General features: G+C 65.4%; 12 protein-coding genes, 1 tRNA gene and 1 pseudogene. 9 read left to right on the top strand and 5 right to left on the bottom strand.

The genetic code is table 11. From position 1 onward, the window contains the following. Positions 1 to 80: 80 nt before the first annotated feature. Positions 81 to 233, bottom strand: a complete 153-nt coding sequence (locus FB389_RS10425) for a hypothetical protein (RefSeq protein WP_170207877.1) — start codon at positions 231 to 233, stop codon at positions 81 to 83. 88 nt (positions 234 to 321) lie between these two features. Continuing rightward, a complete protein-coding gene (locus FB389_RS04685) occupies positions 322 to 711 on the bottom strand; it encodes a hypothetical protein (protein WP_142111597.1) in 390 nt (129 codons plus the stop codon). A gap of 200 nt (positions 712 to 911) precedes the next feature. On the opposite strand from FB389_RS04685, the pseudogene FB389_RS04680 reads away from it, so the two are divergent. Further along, positions 912 to 2,167 (top strand): annotated as a pseudogene (locus tag FB389_RS04680) (IS3 family transposase). Between the two features lie 259 nt (positions 2,168 to 2,426). On the opposite strand, the gene FB389_RS04675 reads toward FB389_RS04680, so the two are convergent. Next, positions 2,427 to 4,802, bottom strand: coding sequence for a serine hydrolase (locus FB389_RS04675; protein WP_142111596.1), 2,376 nt, complete (start codon positions 4,800 to 4,802; stop codon positions 2,427 to 2,429). A gap of 257 nt (positions 4,803 to 5,059) precedes the next feature. Here FB389_RS04675 and FB389_RS10895 point away from each other — a divergent pair, with 257 nt between their 5' ends. From FB389_RS10895 to FB389_RS04655, 4 genes are all read left to right on the top strand, one after another. Beyond that, positions 5,060 to 6,013, top strand: a complete 954-nt coding sequence (locus FB389_RS10895) for an HNH endonuclease family protein (RefSeq protein ID WP_142111595.1) — start codon at positions 5,060 to 5,062, stop codon at positions 6,011 to 6,013. 103 nt (positions 6,014 to 6,116) lie between these two features. Further along, on the top strand, positions 6,117 to 6,617 hold the full coding sequence (locus FB389_RS04665; protein ID WP_142111594.1) for an FtsB family cell division protein: 501 nt from the start codon (positions 6,117 to 6,119) through the stop codon (positions 6,615 to 6,617). Between the two features lie 152 nt (positions 6,618 to 6,769). Further along, the gene (locus tag FB389_RS04660; RefSeq protein WP_425467269.1) at positions 6,770 to 7,330 is read left to right on the top strand and encodes a DUF501 domain-containing protein; all 561 of its coding nucleotides are present in this window, start codon (positions 6,770 to 6,772) and stop codon (positions 7,328 to 7,330) included. Positions 7,331 to 7,363: 33 nt separating this feature from the next. After that, positions 7,364 to 8,326, top strand: a complete 963-nt coding sequence (locus FB389_RS04655) for a Ppx/GppA phosphatase family protein (protein ID WP_142111592.1) — start codon at positions 7,364 to 7,366, stop codon at positions 8,324 to 8,326. Here the strand turns inward: FB389_RS04655 and FB389_RS10840 are convergent. Further along, positions 8,323 to 8,454 carry a hypothetical protein gene (locus FB389_RS10840; RefSeq protein ID WP_281282024.1) on the bottom strand — a complete coding sequence of 44 codons (132 nt, stop codon included), beginning with the start codon at positions 8,452 to 8,454 and terminating at the stop codon, positions 8,323 to 8,325. The genes FB389_RS04655 and FB389_RS10840 overlap by 4 nt on opposite strands. A 57-nt stretch (positions 8,455 to 8,511) precedes the next feature. Here FB389_RS10840 and FB389_RS04650 point away from each other — a divergent pair, with 57 nt between their 5' ends. The 4 genes from FB389_RS04650 to FB389_RS04635 all read left to right on the top strand — a co-directional run bounded on the left by FB389_RS04650 (position 8,512) and on the right by FB389_RS04635 (position 12,046). After that, on the top strand, positions 8,512 to 9,933 hold the full coding sequence (locus FB389_RS04650) for an NAD(P)/FAD-dependent oxidoreductase (protein ID WP_142111591.1): 1,422 nt from the start codon (positions 8,512 to 8,514) through the stop codon (positions 9,931 to 9,933). 90 nt (positions 9,934 to 10,023) lie between these two features. Continuing rightward, positions 10,024 to 10,097 (top strand) — tRNA-Leu (locus FB389_RS04645). Positions 10,098 to 10,342: 245 nt separating this feature from the next. Continuing rightward, positions 10,343 to 11,134, top strand: coding sequence for a DsbA family protein (locus FB389_RS04640; RefSeq protein ID WP_142111590.1), 792 nt, complete (start codon positions 10,343 to 10,345; stop codon positions 11,132 to 11,134). Continuing rightward, positions 11,135 to 12,046, top strand: a complete 912-nt coding sequence (locus tag FB389_RS04635; RefSeq protein WP_142111589.1) for a cytochrome c biogenesis CcdA family protein — start codon at positions 11,135 to 11,137, stop codon at positions 12,044 to 12,046. Here the strand turns inward: FB389_RS04635 and FB389_RS04630 are convergent. Continuing rightward, positions 11,939 to 13,099 carry a flavodoxin domain-containing protein gene (locus FB389_RS04630; protein ID WP_246043520.1) on the bottom strand — a complete coding sequence of 387 codons (1,161 nt, stop codon included), beginning with the start codon at positions 13,097 to 13,099 and terminating at the stop codon, positions 11,939 to 11,941. The two genes, FB389_RS04635 and FB389_RS04630, sit on opposite strands and share 108 nt — an antisense overlap. Positions 13,100 to 13,147: the final 48 nt, after the last annotated feature.

Genomic DNA, 13,147 nt, shown 5'->3' with positions numbered 1-13,147 from the left:
CGGCCCGTTGACAGTGCTGCTGAGAGGGGGACCTAAGGTGGGGCTTCGAGCGTAGGTACGCTCGAAGCCCCACCTTATTGCTACATGTCGCGACAGTGCTTGCAGAGCGGCCAGTTGTTGGTCCCGGATCGTCGGTTGTGAGCCGGGATCTGCTGGCCGCTCGGGCAGTTGTCGTGGACGTGATGGACATCCGGATCGGTGGGGTTGATCGAATGGTAGGCGGCTACTCGCATGAAAGACTCCTTTGTCTCGGTGTGGATGTGTCGGATGACACACTCTCAATGGTACGGATTACCACCGACAGAGCAGATCCGTTTCCTATTAGCTCGCCTTCCTTCCTGCAACAGTCTGACTGTCTTGGAACTGATCGGTGGTCAAAGCTACGTTCGCGCAGTCGAGGAGTGCTGTTCGGATTGGGTCCACTTCTTGAGTCGTCAAAGGGGTTCGGGCTCGTCTCCTCGGGTTGGTCACGAAATCAAGTTCGGTAAAAAGGGGAAGCCCGTCTTCTGTGACGGTAGCCGTCCTTGCCTGCTCCCAAGCCAAACTCAGCCGCTCGATCCGGCTCCACACACTTAGTTTGAGTCCACCGACGTCCACCCAAACATCCTTACGGGAACACGCGACATCGGAAGATGTTGAGTGTTCCCGTTTGGCGTTCTTGCCTTCGGCGGCCTCGTTGATGATCGTCTTGAACGGCGGGTTATAGGCCATAACGTGTGGATGGCTCGGGCGTGTCGCGGGTGGTCGGATGGGGATTTTCTTCGCTTTCCGGGCGTGGAGTTATTGGCTTCGTCCGGCCCATCCTTTTCAGGCCCAGAGTGAACCGTCCTGGGTTTGATGCCGTTTCCTTGTGAGTTGAGAGGATGGCTGTCATGGCAAAGAAGATTGATCTTGAGGTTCGGGAATGAGCGGTGCGGCTTGTACGCGAGCACCGTAGTGAGTACCCATCGAATGCCCAAGCGATCGCCGCTGTTGCTCGTCAAGAACGGGTGGGTGTGGAGTCGCTGCGTAGGTGGGTGGTGCAAGCCGACTTCGACGCTGGGAACCGTGAGGGTCGCACCAGCGAAGAACACGCCGAGATTAGGCGCCTGAAGGCTGAGAACAAGCAGCTTGGTGAAGACGTCGCGATTCTGAAAGCAGCGACGTCTTTCTTCGCTGGTGTACTCGACCCCCTGGGCCGTTGATGATGGGGTTCATCGATCAGATGCGCGCCAAGGGGTATGCTCCCTGGTCGATCTGCTGGGTCCTGCGAGATCAGGGCGTGAAAGATCGCTGCGCGTACCTACCGGGCCTGGAAACAGGGCCGTGTGGCGCTTCGGACCATCGCTGACGCACGGGTCCATAACGCAGTACGTCAGGGCGTGTGGTCCACCAGCGCTCTGCCCGATGGCACGACCTACCGCAAAATGACAGCGCAGGGCTTATACGGGCGAAGGAAGGTGACCGTGCTGATCCGGCGTACCGCGCTGCCCGATGCATCCCGTGGCGCGGTAGGTAGGGCGATGCGTGCTCTTGGTCTGGCCGGTATCACGCGCGCTAAATCCATTCGCACCCACGATCCCGTCCAAGGACGGGATTCGGGCCGGTGACCTGCTCAATCGTGTAATTTCACAGCTCCTGGCCCAGACCACACCTGGGTGATGGACTTCACCTATGTGCGCACATGGGCTGGTTGGGTTTATGTCGCGTTCATCCTTGACGTGTACTCCCAAAAGATCGTGGCCTGCCGCGCCCATACCACCACACATGTCGACCTTGTGATGATCCCGCTACGGATGGCACTTTGGGAACGAGACAGACAAGGCCATCAAATCCAGCCTGGACAACTAACACACCATTTAGGCGCCGGGTCTCAATACGCGTCTATTGTGTTCACCGACCACCACGCGTTCGAGCAAATCTCACCCTCGATCGGGTCAGCCGGCGACGCATACGATAACGCCTTGATGGAGACCATCAACGGCCTATACAAAGCCGAATGCGTAACCCACCACGGTCTTCCACACCGGCCCCTACAAAACGATCACAGACGTCGAGTACGCGACCTCCAGATGGGTCGACTGGTACAACAACCGCAGGCTTCACAGGTCACCTGGGCATGGTCACCCCAAACGAATACGAGGCGACCTACTACGCGACCCTTACCCAAGAGCCGCTCCCCACATAGAAGCGGCACAAAACCTGGGACGGTTCACCTAGCTTGGGAGCGCGGGGCTCGACCGCCTCATCGTCTCAGCACGCTCGTTCAACAGCCCAGTGCAGCAGATTGGGAGCGACATCAACGCGAACGACCGCCCCGATCACTTGTCCCCGCGGAACCCCAGCATCGCGCTAATCCAGATGCCTACGAGGACAGGGTAAGCCCACGTTGGGACGAGCGGGTTGGGGGCGGGCCGGCCACGGCCGCGCCCGCCCCCACCGGCCGACTACTTGACGATACGAACCTTCTTCGACACGGATGCCGCCTTGGACAGGGACGTCGAAGCGACCTTCACCTTCAGGCTATAGGCCTTGCCGGCACGCAGGCCTCGTCCCTTCTTGAGCTTGATCGTGACGCGAACCGCGCCGCTCGCGCTGACCGTTGCGGCACCGACCTTCTTCCCCTTCACGCTCACGGTCACCTTGGCGCCCGCGGCCTTGGCGGGAACCGCGAAGGACAGCTTGTACTTCTTGCCGAGCTTGAGCTTGGCAGCCTTGCGCGCGGCGACGTTGGTCGAGACCTTGATTGACTGCGACTTGACCTTGACCGGTGTCTTTGTGACCGACGAGTTCCCCGTCCCCCCGGTCCCCGGCACAACCGGCGTGCCGCCGCCCGTGGGCGCCGCCGCGACGACCACCGTGGCAACCGCGGTCCCATGCAACCCGACCAGGGACCCTGTGACGGTGTAGGTGCCCGCCTGGGCGTACGCGGACGCGGGAACCGGGTCCCAATCGACCGTGATCTGCTTGTCCTTGACATCGCCAACGAAACTGACATTCACCTTGGCGGGCAGGGTGGGGGCCTGCCCGATCGAGGTAGTCAGGGCCGTGGTGTCGATCTGGTCGATCGTTGGGTCCGCGACCAGGTCCAGGTAGATGGACTCCGCGAACTGGTCGTAGCCCGTCAGGGGCGCGGGGTTGCCGGAAATGTACGACTGGTTCGAAAGGATCAGCACCAGGTCGTCGTTGTTTTCCGACCCGTACACGAACGAGTTGTACCGGCCCCCGGCCACGTCGGTGCTGGCGCTGCCGCGCGCGCGCTTGACGCCCACGTAGTGGTACAGGCCGCCTGCGTAGCCGTTTTGCAAACTCGACTTGCTGAGCTCCGCATATGAATCTTGTGACAAGATCGCCCCGCCGTTGGATTCGCGGTAGAACTTCAGCAGGTCGTCGATGGTGGTGAACACGTTGCCCGCGCCGAGCAGGGTGCTTTGCAACGAAGCGGTCGCTACGGGGCCACCCTCGGTGCTGTAATCGCCGTTTTGATACTTGTATTCCTTGGCGACCCTGTCTTGCTTAGCTGCCGGGATGGTGTCCCAGAAGTAGGTGTCGTTCATGCCCGCCGGGGCGAATACGCGCTCCTGCATCAGCTTTTCGAACGGTTCGTTTTCGATCTTGCTGGCGATCGCGGCCAGCATGGTGTAGTTGCCATTGCTGTACGACCAGGACCCCTGGTTCACGATCGTGATCGAATCGATCGCGTGCGCGATCTGTTCTTCCTGGGTTTCCAGGACGATCTCGCCTTGCGAGGGGTCCGAGTCATCGACGTAAACCGGCATCTCGGGCATCCGGATGCCGGAGGTGTGCTCCAGGAGGTTGCGGATGGTGATCGAATCGGCGGACGGCACTTGCGGGTAGAACTCGCCGAGGGTGTCGTCGAAGCTGAGCTTGCCCGCGTCGATGAGTTGCTTGATGAGGGTTGCGGTCATCGCCTTTTCGAGCGAGGCGGTGGCGAAAAGCGTGTCGCGCGAATTCGGCACCTCGTTTTCGGCGTCGGCGAACCCGTTCGAGACGGTGGTCACGGCCCCGTTCTTGACCACGAGCACGGTTCCCATCAGGTGCATGCGAGAGAGCATGTCGGAGATCTTGTTGGTGTCGACCAGGCCGTCCAGGTTTTCGCTGGTGGGTGCGCCCGCGGTGTAGTCGCGGTCGGCCAGCTGGCCGTCAAAGAGCGCGCCGGGGGCGGCGAGCGCCTGCGGGTAGAGAAGTTCGAGTTGCTTGATGGCGGGGTTGGCGGGGATCCGGAACACGGCGGCCTTGTTGTCCCCGTACGAGGCGTTGTCGTCGAACGCGTAGCTGACCTGCGAATTGTCGGGGGCGACGACGCGGATGCCGCGAGATTCGCTGTTGGAAATGCCATTCGTCCCGGTCACGTATCCCAGGGCGTAATCGGTCGGCGCAGCGGGGTTCTGCGCCGCCCAGAAGTCCCGGAAGCTCTGGTCGTCCATTGCTAGCTGCGTTGTGTTGTATTTGTTCCACAGCACCAGGGAGGAATGCGGAGCGACGGTAGTAGTTGTCCCAGAGACCGTGAGGTTGTAGTCGGTGCGGGTCGATGCCGGCAGCGTGTAGTTGGACGAGTACCCCAACTGGTAGCCGCTGGTTGCGAGGTCAATGGGAGCATCGGTGGTGTTATAGAGCTGGAAGTATTCGAAGTTATCCGTTCCCGCGTTGTTCGGGACGATCTGGGTCACGATCAGTGGCCAATTCGAGGGATCCGCTGCGTTAGCCGATGTGGCCGGTGCGGCGACCAGTGCACCAAGCAGCACGGACGTCGCGGCAATCGCCGCGACGAGGCGGCGCGGGCGGGCGGGGTTTGCGTTCAAGGGCGTGTTCCTTTTTGTGTGAAAGGTGCGCCTGAATGGCGCTATTGAACGCGATAATCAACCCATTTGCACTTTGCGGTACCGTCACGATCAAATGTCGGCGTCGTTTCGCGACTTTTGTGCGCATTAGTATCAGAACCTATAGTCGCGAGGGTGGGTGGACAGAAACCCGCAATGGTCCCAAATGGGCGGAGAAATTTCAAGAGTCTATGCGGCATTGTGGATAACTTCCCGCAGCCGCACTACACTCGGGCAGCGTGAGGAAACGGCAGATCTCGGCAATTTTCGTGGCACTTTCGCTATTCGCGGGCGCGGTGGCGGTCGGCGCCCCCGCCTCGCAGGCGACGCGTTCGGGCGTTTCCAAGGTGTTCACGCGCAGCACGCTCGCCACCGCAGTGCTGGATTCGCTGGCGGTCAAGGGGCGTGCGCCCAAGACCGGCTACGCCAGGACAAAGTTCGGTCCGGCGTGGTCGGACGTCGATCGCAACGGTTGCGACACGCGCAACGACATCTTGCGCCGCGACCTGAAGGGGACCATCTTCCGCGCCGGAACCCACGGCTGCATCGTGCTGACGGGCACGCTGCGTTCGAAGTACACCAAAGAACGGATCTCCTACGTGCGCGGGCCCCGCAGCGCGGATGTGCAGATCGACCACATCGTCGCGCTCTCCGATGCCTGGCAAAAGGGAGCCCAGCAGATTTCCGCGAGCGCGCGGCTCTCGTTCGCGAACGATCCGCTGAACTTGCTCGCGGTCGACGACACCTCGAACATGCGAAAGAGCGATGGCGACGCCGCCACCTGGCTGCCGAAGAACAAGTCCTACCGGTGCACCTATGTCGCGCGGCAGATTTCCGTGAAGGCGAAATACAACCTGTGGGTGACCGCCGCCGAAAAATCAGCGATGAAGCGCGTCTTGTCGGGCTGCCCCGGGCAGCGCACCTACCGCTCGGCCCTCTCCGTCGCCGCCGCGAAGGTCACATCAACGAAGAAGCGAAAGAAATCGAAGACCAAATCGAGCAAGTCGTCGGCTCCCGTGGCGCCCCGCGCGGGTGGCTCATGCCCGTCGTCCGCCCCGATCAAGGGGAACCGGAATTCGATGATCTACCACGTGCCTGGCGGCCGCTACTACAAGGTGACGAAGGCCGAGCAGTGCTTCGCGACTGCCGCTGGCGCGCAGAAGGCCGGGTATCGGGCGTCGCGCGCGGGCTGACGGTTGCGGGCGCGCCGCGCCGGCGCGGTTGGCGGGGACCAGGTGGCGTCACCCCCGCGCGCCGCGAGCTCGATTCCCAGGTACGGGCGGCAAAATCGAACCCATGAGCCCGCGCGTATCCGTCGACCGCCCCCGCCCCGAGCGGTTGCGGTGGGTCGGCCCGACCTCGGTGCGGGTGCTCATCATGGCGATTGCGGCGTTGGGCGCCCTGGCGGTCGTGGTCCCGACGGCGATGCGTTACGTCGACCAGCAGTCTCAGACGCGCCAACTCGAACAGCAGCTATCGCAGGCGAAATCGACGAACTCACAGTTGCAGACCGAAATTGATCGCTGGTCGGACCAGAAATACGTGGAAGCGCAGGCGCGCGAGCGCCTCAGCTACGGCTACGACGGCGAAACCCGTTACCGCGTGATCGACCCGCAAACCGTCGTCGATGAGACTAATCCCAAGACGGGGCAGGCCATCGAGCCGGGGGCGGTCACGTTCCCGATCGGCAAGGAAGACTCCTGGTACGGGACGCTCTGGGAGTCGATCGAGGTCGCCGGAAACTCCAACGTGAGTGCCGAATCGGCGAGCGCCGCCGACCCGTCCGCGAACCAATAACTAATCGGAAAACAGGTGCGGCGGGGGCGCGGGCCTCGTCCGTTATGCAAATGTCGGTGCGCGGATGCAGGCACAATAGTGGGGTGCAAGCACCCGAAACGACCACCGAACAGTTCCCGCCGGCAACGTTGAGCGATGCGGATCGCCTGGCGATATCGCGGCTCAGTACATCGCAGGACGAGCGCTCCCACACCCCTTCCCCCGGTGACATCGCCGAGGTGAACTGGCAGTTGGGCCGCACCCCGCGCGGCATCGTCGGGATCAGCGCGCGGTGCGCGTGCGGTCGCCCGCTCGCGGTCAAGACCGCGCCGCGCCTGCCGGACGGCACCCCGTTCCCGACGCTGTTCTACCTGACCCATCCGGCGCTCACCGCGGCGGCAAGCACCCTTGAGGCAGCGGGCGTGATGAAGGAGATGACGGCGAGGCTGGAGGCGGATGCGCGCCTGGCCGCAGCCTACGGTGCGGCGCACCGCGCCTACCTGGCCGAGCGGGAGGCGCTTGGGGATGTCCCCGAAATCGCCGGGATCTCGGCGGGCGGCATGCCCACCCGGGTCAAATGCCTCCACGTTCTTTTCGCGCACGCGCTTAGCGCCGGCCCCGGCATCAACCCGCTCGGGGACGAGGCGCTGGCCATGGCGATCCGGGCCCGGCTCTACGACCCCGCCCGGTGCCAATGCGTGGCGCGCCCGCACTCCGACGCGGAATCCGCATGATTATGGTAGCCCCCTTACCTAGAAATGAGCGTCATGACTGAACAACCAACGCGCGTCGCGGCCATCGATTGCGGCACCAACTCGATCCGGTTGCTGGTGGCCGACGTCGATCCGCGGACCAGCACGCTGCGCGATCTTGAGCGCACCATGACCGTGGTCCGCCTGGGGCAGGGCGTCGACCGTACCGGGCAACTGGACCCGGTCGCGCTGGAGCGAACGCTCGCGCAAACGCGCGCCTACAAGGCGCGGATCGACGAACTGGGCGCGACGCGGGTGCGGTTTGTTGCCACATCGGCGACGCGCGACGCCTCGAACCGCGACGCATTCTTCGACGGGGTCAAGCAGATCCTTGGCGTGGTCCCCGAGGTTATCTCCGGGCAAGAGGAGGCCGCCTTGTCGTTTCGCGGCGCCACCGGGGTCTTCGGTGGGGTGTACCCGGGCCCGTACCTGGTCGTGGACCTGGGCGGCGGATCGACGGAAATCGTGCTGGGCGACAATGCCCCGCAGGGGGCCTGGTCGATGAATGTCGGTTGCGTGCGGATGACCGAGCGGCACATGCGCTCCGACCCGCCGACGCCCGCGGAACTTGAGGGAGCGCGCGCCGACGTGCGGGCCGCCCTGGACGAGGCACGCCGGCACGTGGATCTGAGCAGGACGGAGACCTTGGTGGGCCTGGCCGGGTCGATCACGACCGTAACGGCGCTGGCCCTGGGGCTGGACCGGTACGATCCAGCACGCATCAACGGCGCAATGCTCACCCCCGAGCAGGTGCAGGAGGCGGCGCGCGCCCTGTACACCGGGGACCGCGACTACCGGGCCGGGCTGGGTTTCATGCATCCCGGGCGCGTGGACGTCATCGCCGCCGGGGCGCTGGTGTGGTCCGAGGTGGTGGCGCGCGTGTGCGCCGAGGTCGCCGGTGCGGGCCGCACCCTGTCGCGGGTTCTGACGTCCGAGCATGACATCTTGGACGGAATCGCCTGGTCGCTGGTCGACTAGGAGCGGCGCGCGGCGCTGACGATGCTGCGGCGCGCAATGGTGACGAAGTCGCGCGGCCGCAGGGCGTCGCGCGGCGGCGTTTCGCTGCCCGCGTAAGCGACGTCACAATCCCTCTCAATTTCTGACAAAGTCCATGCTGGCGTAGTCTGATATGGAATCGATTCGTTTCTTCCCAGGAGACCCGTGTGTCTAGTTCGTCTTTGACTAATAAGTCTGGTGCGCCCCGAATTCTTGTTCTCGGCGGTGGTTCAGTTGGTCTTTATTCGGCCCGCCGCCTGCGGCGTCGCCTCGGGTCCCGTGCCCGCATCACGGTGGTCGACGCGCTTCCCTACATGACGTACGCGCCGTTCTTGCCCGAGGTCGGTTCGGGGGCCATCGGCGGGCGCGAGGTAGTGGCCCCGTTCCTGCGCGCGTTGCGCGGCGTGGAGGTGGTGCAAGCCAAGGTCACGCAAATCAACCACGCAGACAAAAAGGTCACCGTTTCGCCGGCCATCGGCGACGACTTCGACATCGCCTACGACGAGTTGGTTGTGGGCCTTGGGTCGATCGCGCGGACGCTGCCAATTCCTGGGTTGGCCGAGGAGGCAATCGGCTTCAAGCACGTCGAAGAGGCGCTGTACCTGCGCAACAAAATCCTTGACCGGATCTTCATCGCGAAGCACACGCAGGACGCCGACCTGCGCAAGCGGTTGCTGACCTTCACCTTTATCGGTGGTGGCTTCGCGGGGATCGAAGCGGTGGGCGAGGCCGAAGACATGGCCCGCGCCGCCGTGCGTCGCATCGACTCGATCGATGAGTCGGAACTCAAGTTCGTCGTGATTGAAGGTGCCGACCGGATCCTGCCCGAGTTGCCCCTCGAAATGGCGCAATACGGGCTTGCGAACCTGCGCCGCCGCGGCATCGAGGTTCACCTTTCGACCTTCCTTTCGTCCTGCATCGAGGGCCACGTTGTGACGTCCACGGGTGTCGAATTCGATTCCGACACGATCGTGTGGACCGCTGGGGTGCGCGCCAACCCGGTCATCGGCGAATCCGATCTGCCGACCGACAAGCTGGGCCGCCTGACGGTGAGCGCGACCTTGCAGGTCGTTGACGAGGACGGCAACGTGATTCCCGGGGCGTGGGGCGCCGGCGACTGCTCGGCGGTCCCCGACCTGCACAACGAGGGCAAGTTCTGCCCGCCCAACGCGCAGCACGCGATCCGCGAGGCGAAGGTCCTGGCCGATAACCTCGCCGCCAGCCTGTCGGCCCGTCCCGTCAAGGAATACCGCCACAAGAACCTGGGAACGGTCGCCTCGCTGGGCCTGCACAAGGGCGTCGCGGTGCTGTTCGGCGTCGTGAAGTTAAAGGGCTGGCCGGCCTGGATGGCGCACCGCGCCTACCACGTCATGGCGATGCCGACTCCGAGCCGCAAGACGCGCATCGTGTTCGGGTGGATGTCCGCAACGTTCCTGGGCCGCGAACTGCTGCCGCTCAGCGCCACGGCCGACCCGCGTGCCAGCTTCCGTGTCGCCTCGGCGCCCAAGCCGAAGCCAGCGGCCGCCGCCGAGCCCGCCAAGGATGCGGCTCCCGCCGAGCCCGCCAAGGATGCGGCTCCCGCCAAGTAACTCGACACGATCTTTGCGAACGCGACCCGTTCGCAAAGATCACGGCCCGCGTGTCGGGTGCCTGTCGCCAGGCGCCCGACATCCGCGGTCGCCCCCATAGCCCAATCGGCAGAGGCAACCGACTTAAAATCGGTCCAGTGTGGGTTCGAATCCCACTGGGGGCACGGGTGCTCAACGATCGCCCGCGCGCGGCGCGGCGACGCGCCGTGGAGAACGGCGCCCCGCACCGGGGGTCGCGCCACCGGGGGTCGCCCCGCACTTGGGGCCGCCCCGCATCGGGGGCCGCCCCGCACCTGAGGGTCGCCCCGCATCGGGGGCCGCCCCGCACCTGAGGGTCGCCCCGCATCGGGGGCCGCCCCGCCAGCACGGCCTTTTGGCGCTATTTCGCCGACGAGACTAGGGTGGAACCGTGATTACCCCCACCCGTATCGAAGTGTCGGCTCAAGACCTGGTTCGACAGGTGCGAAGGTGGAAGACCGTCGCCCTCATTCTCGGGGTGATCGCCGCGTTCCTGGCGGTGGTTCTGGCCGGTGAAATGACCCAAGGCGCCGCCAAGACTTCCGGGGCGAGCGGTCAGGCGGGGGACGGAAGCGACGCAACGGCGGCAGCGAGCGACGACCAAACCGCCGCGGCGAACCTCACGGCCGCCACGGTCGCCCGCGCCGAGGACGGCGACGCGATGGCTTTCGGCTCGGCGGACGCCCCGGTCACGATCGTCGAATGGGCCGACTATCGGTGCCCGTTTTGCGCGGCCTTCGCAAACGACACCTTCCCAACGCTCTACAAGGAATACATCGAGACGGGCAAGGTCCGCTACGAATTCCACGATGTAGTCTTCTTCGGCGAGGACTCCAGGGCCGCCGCGATCGCGGGGCGGGCGGCCGCGAAGCAGGGCCGTTTCCTCGAATTCATGGAGGTGCTCTACGCGGCGGCGCCGCAATCGGGGCACCCGGACCTTCCGACCGACAAGCTGGTCGGCTTCGCGCAAAAGGCGCAGATGCCCGACCTCGATGCGTTCCGCAACGATCTGGGTAGTGCGGACTTGGGCGCGCAGGTCGACGCGGCAACAGCAACCGCGCAGCAGCTCGGCGTCACCGCCGTGCCGTACTTCGTCGTGGGCGACCAGGTCCTGTCGGGAGCGCAATCGATCGACACCTTCCGGCAGGTCATCGAGGCGCAGTTGGGGCAGGCGGGCCAGTAGGTGGAGATAGGGTTCGCGGCCGCATTCGCTGGGGGCCTGCTCACGATCGTCAGCCCCTGTTCGGTGATGCTGCTGCCCGCATTCTTCGCCTACGCGTTCATGGGAGTGGGCCAGCTGCTGTCACGCACGGGCGTGTTCTACCTCGGGCTCCTGGCGACGCTGGTACCGATGGGCGTCCTGGCGGGCAGCTTCGGCGCGGCGGTGCAGAGCCACCGCGGGGCAGTCATGGCGGTGCTGGCGGCGCTGGTCATGGTGCTGGGGGCGGCGCAGGTCGGCGGCATCACGATCCCGGGCGTGGACACCGGGCACGCCGTGCGCGGCACCTCGATTGCCGCCGTCTTCTTCCTCGGCACCATCTATGGGCTGGCGGGCGTGTGCGCCGGCCCGATCCTCGGAGCGATCCTGGCGATCAGCGCCGCGGGCGCGAACGCCCTGTACGGCGGGCTGGTGCTGGCGATCTTCGCGGCGGGAATGATAGTCCCGCTGCTGATCATGGCGGTCGCATGGACCCGCGTCGAAAAGGTGCGTTGGCTGGCTCGCCCGCGCATGATCCGGATCGGCGGGTGGCAGAACTCGGTGACGCAGGTCGTCGCCGGATTGTTGACCATCGCGGTGGGCGCACTGCTGCTGATGACGGACGGAACCGCCGCCCTGCCCTCCATCGTCGGGGCGTCGGCGCAGGCGCGCATGGAGTCAGGGATCCTGAGCGGCCTCGCCGGCGTGCCCGACGCGGTGATCGTGGCCGGAGCGGCGGTCGCTGCCAGCGGGGTGCTGGCAGCGATCTGGTACATGCGCCGCAGGCACCTATCCAAAGGAGTCGGCGAGGTAGGCGCCGTCGGCCTCCAGCTGCGCCACCAGGGCCTCGGCCCGCAGCGGCGACCACCCGCGGCTGGCCCCGATAGCGGCGACTAGCGCGTCGCGCACATTCGATACGACGCCCTGCGACCCGCACACAAAGACGCGCGCCCCGGCGCGGATCCAATCATCGATGTCGCTGCCGTGCTGGGCAATCGCCTCGTGGACGTAGCGCACGGGGTCGCCCTGGCGCGAGAAAACGGTGGTCATGCGGGATAGGATGCCGGCCGCGAGGGAGGCGCGGAACTCGTCCTCGAAAATGAAATCGTGGCTGCGCGTGCGTTCGCCGTACATCAACCAGCTGCGCCGCGTGGGCGCCCCGGCCGCCAACTGTTGGATGAATCCGCGAAACGGCGCGACGCCGGTCCCGGCCGCGACCATGATCAGGGGACGGCCGTCCGCGGGCAGGTGAAATGCCGGGTTGGGCAGCGCGAACAGGCGCAGCGGGTCGTCGCTGCGGGCGTCGCAGAGCACCGACGAGGCTACCCCCACCCGTTTGCGCCCCGCCCAATCCGCGGTGAGCCTGGCGACGGTCAGTTGCGCCGGTCCGGCGGCGCTCGACACGGAATACGCGCGCGGACGCAAAGGCCGCAGGGCCTTGATCGCGGCCGCCGAGCCGATTGCGGCGACGGCGTCCGAAAGGATGTCAAGCAGGTCCGGACGGGGGAGGTGGTCGATCCCCTGCGCCGGGTCGGCGGGTGCGGTCCGGTGGTGGGAGGGGCCGGCCCCGCCCACCACCCGCAGCAGGCGCGCGGGGGGGATGGACAGTTCCCGGTCGGACCTCAACCATTCGCGCAGGGATGCTTGCGGGGCGGGGGAGCCCTCGTCCCCGTGCATACCGAGCGCTTCCAAGACCGCATCGACCAGCCCGGGGCGGTTCGGCACTAGGACGCCGATGCTGTCGCCCGGGACCACGCCCAGATCCGCGGATGAAGCAGAGAGGGCGACTTGCCACACCTGCTTTCTCGAACCGGTGCCCGAGAGCAGCCGGCGCGACAGGACAGATGCCTGGAGCGGGTTGCGCGGGCCGACGGAGCCGTGTTCGCTATGAGCGTCGAGCGAATCCATGCCTTCTATCGTCCCACTCAGCCGGTATGCAGGGGCACCCATTAGAGTGTCCTGTAAGGTTCGCGTCCGAAGCGCGTCCCTTTGGCCGAT

This window comes from Rarobacter incanus (genome assembly GCF_006715765.1).
In the GTDB taxonomy this organism is placed as follows: Bacteria; Actinomycetota; Actinomycetes; order Actinomycetales; family Cellulomonadaceae; genus Rarobacter; species Rarobacter incanus.
The sequence above is the reverse complement of the archived record's forward strand: the minus strand, read 5'-3'. Positions and strand labels throughout refer to the sequence as shown.

What these genes read in the sequence shown, in the direction of transcription:
- FB389_RS10425 (WP_170207877.1), bottom strand. Translation starts at nt 233, where the DNA reads ATGCGAGTAGCCGCCTACCATTCGATCAACCCCACCGATCCGGATGTC.
- FB389_RS04685 (WP_142111597.1), bottom strand. Translation starts at nt 711, where the DNA reads ATGGCCTATAACCCGCCGTTCAAGACGATCATCAACGAGGCCGCCGAA.
- FB389_RS04665 (WP_142111594.1), top strand. Translation starts at nt 6,117, where the DNA reads ATGAGCCCGCGCGTATCCGTCGACCGCCCCCGCCCCGAGCGGTTGCGG.
- FB389_RS04655 (WP_142111592.1), top strand. Translation starts at nt 7,364, where the DNA reads ATGACTGAACAACCAACGCGCGTCGCGGCCATCGATTGCGGCACCAAC.
- FB389_RS04630 (WP_246043520.1), bottom strand. Translation starts at nt 13,099, where the DNA reads ATGGGTGCCCCTGCATACCGGCTGAGTGGGACGATAGAAGGCATGGAT.